4 protein-coding genes are annotated in these 4,799 nt (G+C 71.4%); 2 read left to right on the top strand and 2 right to left on the bottom strand.

Going from position 1 to position 4,799, the window contains the following annotated elements; translation table 11 throughout:
• The coding region (locus AOK11_RS22965; protein WP_055595620.1) for an ATP-dependent 6-phosphofructokinase at positions 1 to 730 on the top strand (730 nt) is incomplete at its 5' end.
• A gap of 94 nt (positions 731 to 824) precedes the next feature.
• Here AOK11_RS22965 and AOK11_RS22960 read toward each other — a convergent pair.
• Both AOK11_RS22960 and AOK11_RS22955 read right to left on the bottom strand, forming a co-directional pair.
• The gene (locus tag AOK11_RS22960; protein WP_055595619.1) at positions 825 to 1,511 is read right to left on the bottom strand and encodes a response regulator; all 687 of its coding nucleotides are present in this window, start codon (positions 1,509 to 1,511) and stop codon (positions 825 to 827) included.
• The gene (locus AOK11_RS22955; protein WP_079035019.1) at positions 1,508 to 3,202 is read right to left on the bottom strand and encodes a sensor histidine kinase; all 1,695 of its coding nucleotides are present in this window, start codon (positions 3,200 to 3,202) and stop codon (positions 1,508 to 1,510) included. The genes AOK11_RS22960 and AOK11_RS22955 overlap by 4 nt, the downstream gene beginning before the upstream one ends.
• Positions 3,203 to 3,351: 149 nt before the next feature.
• Between AOK11_RS22955 and AOK11_RS22950 the strand changes: the two genes are divergently transcribed.
• Positions 3,352 to 4,740, top strand: a complete 1,389-nt coding sequence (locus AOK11_RS22950) for a cation:dicarboxylate symporter family transporter (RefSeq protein ID WP_055595618.1) — start codon at positions 3,352 to 3,354, stop codon at positions 4,738 to 4,740.
• Positions 4,741 to 4,799 lie beyond the last annotated feature (59 nt).

Below are 4,799 nucleotides of genomic sequence, written 5' to 3'. Positions count from 1 at the left end.
GATCGGCGGCGAGGGCACGCTCACCGCGGCGCACATGCTGTCGGAGGCCGGCCTGCCGGTGGTCGGCGTGCCGAAGACGATCGACAACGACATCTCCTCCACCGACCGCACCTTCGGCTTCGACACCGCCGTCGGCGTCGCCACCGAGGCGATGGACCGGCTGAAGACCACCGCCGAGTCCCACCAGCGGGTCATGGTCGTCGAGGTCATGGGCCGGCACGCGGGCTGGATCGCCCTGGAGTCCGGCATGGCCGCCGGCGCCCACGGCATCTGCCTTCCCGAACGGGCCTTCGACCCGAACCGGTTGGTGAAGATGGTCGAGGAACGCTTCGCCCGCGGCAAGAAGTTCGCGGTGATCTGCGTCGCCGAGGGCGCCCATCCCGCCGACGGCACCATGGACTACGGCAAGGGCGAGATCGACAAGTTCGGCCACGAGCGCTTCCAGGGCATCGGCACCGCACTGGCCCACGAACTGGAGCGGCGCCTCGGCAAGGAGGCCAGGCCGGTCATCCTCGGCCACATCCAGCGCGGTGGCACACCGACCGCGTACGACAGGGTGCTCGCCACGCGCTTCGGATGGCACGCGGTGGAGGCCGCGCACCAGGAGCGGTTCGGCCGGATGACCGCGCTGCGCGGGACCGACGTCGTGATGGTCCCGCTCGCGGAGGCCGTCACCGAACTGAAGACGGTCCCGAAGGACCGCATGGACGAGGCGGAGTCGGTCTACTGACCGACGCCGGGCGGGCGGGAAGGTGACGCCGGGGCCTCCCCGCAGCCGTTGCCCCGGGGTGTGACGTCGGGGCGGCGGGCGGGCAGGAACGGCCTCACTGGCCCGTGACCCACCGGTACTGCAGTTCCGGGCGTCCCACGGCCCCGTACTGGGGCCGCCGGACCGCACGGCCCGCGTCGACCAGGTGCTCCAGGTAGCGGCGGGCGGTGATGCGGGAGATGCCCACCGCCTCCGCCACCCCGCTGGCCGTCAGACCGTCGTCGGCGTCCCGCAGGGCCACGGTCACCCGTTCCAGGGTCGGTGCGCTCAGACCCTTCGGCAGGGCGACCGGTCCGGGGGTGCGCAGGGAGGCCAGCGCCCGGTCGACCTCGGCCTGACCGCTGGCCTCGCCCACGGCCGTGCGGAACTCGGCGTACCGCACCAGACGGTCCCGCAGCGTCGCGAAGGTGAACGGTTTCAGCACGTACTGGACGACCCCCAGCGACACGCCCTCGCGCACCACCGCGAGGTCCCGCGCCGAGGTCACCGCGACGACGTCCGCGTGATGCCCGGCCGCCCGCAGCGAGCGGGCCAGCTGCAGCCCGTGCACATCGGGCAGGTGCAGGTCGAGAAGGAGCAGGTCGACCGGGGTGCGTTCCAGCGCCCGGCGGGCCTCGGCGCCCGTCGCCGCCTTGCCGACGGCGACGAACCCCGGCACCCGGCCGACGTACATCACATGGGCGTCGGCGGCGACCGGGTCGTCCTCCACCACCAGGACACGGATGGGCTGCCCGCCGGTCATGCCTCGCCTCCCGTGGCCGTGCCCGCGCTGTGCGCGGCCGTGTTTCCCTTCGCGACCGTATTCTCCCCGGTTGCCGCCGGGACGGAGACGGCGGCCCGCAGTGGGAGGCGTGCCACGAAGCGGGCGCCGCCGGCCTCCGCCGACGTCACCGTCAGTGTGCCGCCGTGCCGGATCACCGCCTGCCGTACCAGCGCCAGGCCCAGCCCGCGCCCGTGCGGCCCGGACGGCTTGGTGGTGAAGCCCTGCTCGAAGACCGCCTCGGCGTGGTCCGGATCCACGCCCGGGCCGGTGTCGGACACCCGCAGGATCAGCTCCGAGTCGACGTCGGTGAGGGCGGTGACCGTCACCCGGGGGTTGATGCCGCCCAGTGCCGCGTCCACCGCGTTGTCGATCAGGTTGCCCAGGATGGTGACGAGGTCCCGGGCGGGCAGGGTGTCCGGCAGCAGCCCGTCGTCCAGCCGGCTGTCCGGCGTGACCACCAGCTCCACGCCCCGCTCGTTGGCCTGGGCGGTCTTGCCCAGCAGCAGCGCGGCCAGCACCGGCTCGCCCACCGCCGCCACCACCTGGTCGGTGAGCGCCTGGGCCAGTTCGAGCTCGGCGGTCGCGAAGTCCACCGCCTCCTCGGCCCGGCCCAGCTCGATCAGCGAGACGACGGTGTGCAGCCGGTTCGCCGCCTCGTGCGCCTGTGAGCGCAGGGCCTGCGTGAAGCCCCGTTCCGAGTCCAGCTCGCCCGTCAGCGACTGGAGCTCGGTCACATCGCGCAGCGTCACCACCGAACCGCGCCGTTCTCCGCCCGACACCGGCGAGGTGTTCACCACCAGCACCCGGTCCGCCGTCAGATGCACCTCGTCGACCCGCGGCTTCGAGGCGAGCAACGCACCCGTCAGCGGTGCCGGAAGGCTGAGTTCCGTGACCGACCTGCCCACCACGTCCTCCTCCGGCGCCACCCCCAGCAGCTCCCGGCCGCCGTCGTTGATCAACGCCACCCTGTACTGCCCGTCCAGCATCAGGAGCCCTTCGCGCACGGCGTGCAGCGCGGCCTGATGGTAGTCGTGCATGCGGCTGAGTTCGGTCGCGTTCATCCCGTGGGTGTGCCGGCGCAGCCGGGCGTTGATCACGTACGTGCCGATCGCGCCGAGTCCCAGGGCGGCGGCCGCGGCCGCGAGCAGCGCGGTCAGCTGACCCTGCGCGCGCTGGCTGATCTCCTCGACCCTGATCCCCGCGCTGACCAGCCCGACGATCCGGTCGCCGTCCAGGACCGGGGCGACCGCGCGGACGGACGGGCCGAGGGTGCCGGTGTACGTCTCGGTGAAGGCGTGGCCCTCGAGGGCGCGAGCGGTGTGGCCGCGGAAGGGCAGGCCGATCTGGCCGGGGTCGGGGTGGGTCCAGCGGATGCCCCGCGGATCCATGATCGTGACGAAGTCGATGTCGGTGTCGCGCACCACCGCCAGCGCGTACGGCTGGAGTGTCGCCGAGGGGTCGTCGGTACGGATCGACTCCCGCACGGAGGGGGAGTCCGCGACCGACAGGGTCACCGCCGTGGCCTGGTCGCCCGCCGCCGCCTCCGCCTGGCTGCGGTCGCCGACGTAACTGAACAGCGCGTAGCCCACCACGAGCACCGCTATCAGCACCGCCTGCATGGCGAAGAGCTGGGCCGCGAGGCTCCGGGGTTTGGGGAGGGTGAAGCGCATCCCGACAGTGTGCATCTCCGGCAGCGTGAACTAAATGAACGGAAGGGTGACCGCGCTCACAAGGCAGGACATAGTCACGGCTGTCCCAACCCCCATCCCCCGGACGTGAGCCGCACGCCGGTGATGCCGACGTCGTCAAGGAGGCCGCCGTGACCAGCACAGCCGATACGGCACCTGCCGCTCCCAAAGTGAAGCGGGACCGCACGCACTTTCTCTACATCGCGGTGATCATCGCGGTCGCCCTCGGTATCACCGTGGGCCTGGTGGCACCCGACTTCGCGGTCGAGCTGAAGCCGATCGGCACCGGGTTCGTGAACCTGATCAAGATGATGATCTCGCCGATCATCTTCTGCACCATCGTGCTGGGCATCGGCTCCGTCCGGAAGGCCGCCAAGGTCGGCGCCGTCGGCGGTATCGCCATGGGCTACTTCCTGGTCATGTCGCTGGTCGCGCTCGGCATCGGCCTGGTCGTCGGCAACATCCTGGACCCGGGCGCGGGCCTCGCGGTCACCGACGCGGTCAAGGAGACCGGCCAGGCCCAGGTCAACGCGGAGGCCAAGGACACCACCGAGTTCCTGCTCGGCATCATCCCGACCACGATCGTGTCCGCCTTCACCCAGGGTGAAGTCCTGCAGACCCTGCTGATCGCCCTGCTGTGCGGCTTCGCGCTGCAGGCCATGGGCAAGGCCGGCCAGCCGGTCCTGCGCGGGATCGAGCACATCCAGCGGCTGGTCTTCCGGGTCCTCGCCATGATCATGTGGGCCGCCCCGGTCGGCGCGTTCGGCGCCATGGCCGCGGTCACCGGCTCGGCCGGCGTGGACGCGCTGAAGAGCCTCGCCGTGCTGATGCTCGGCTTCTACATCACCTGTGCGCTGTTCATCTTCCTGGTGCTCGGCGCGCTGCTGCGGATCGTCGCGGGCCTGAACGTCTGGAGCCTGTTCAAGTACCTGGGCCGTGAGTTCCTGCTGATCCTCTCCACGTCGTCGTCCGAGTCGGCGCTGCCGCGGCTCATCGCGAAGATGGAGCACATGGGTGTCAGCAAGCCGGTGGTCGGCATCACCGTCCCGACCGGTTACTCCTTCAACCTCGACGGCACCATGATCTACATGACCATGGCCTCGCTGTTCATCGCCGACGCCCTGGGTACGCCGATGGCGATCGGCGAGCAGATCACGCTGCTGCTCTTCCTGCTGATCGCGTCCAAGGGCGCCGCCGGTGTCTCCGGTGCCGGCCTGGCGACGCTGGCCGGTGGTCTGCAGTCGCACAAGCCGGCCCTGGTGGACGGCATCGGCCTCATCGTCGGCATCGACCGCCTGATGAGCGAGGCCCGCGCCCTCACCAACTTCGCGGGCAACGCGGTCGCCACGGTGCTGATCGGCACCTGGACCAAGGAGATCGACAAGGAGCGGGTCGACCAGGTCCTCTCCGGCGTCCTGCCCTTCGACGAGACCACCCTGCTGGACGACCACGACGGCGGCGGCCCCGCCGACCGTGCCGAGGTCCCCGCAGCGGGCGAGAAGGAACTCGCCAAGGCCTGACACGCCGGCGTCCCCTACCGCACCGGCGCTGGCCCCCCCCAGCGCCGGTGCGGTAGGGG

The sequence above is a fragment of the Streptomyces hirsutus genome, from assembly GCF_001418415.1.
Lineage (GTDB): Bacteria > Actinomycetota > Actinomycetes > Streptomycetales > Streptomycetaceae > Streptomyces > Streptomyces hirsutus.
The sequence above is the reverse complement of the archived record's forward strand: the minus strand, read 5'-3'. Positions and strand labels throughout refer to the sequence as shown.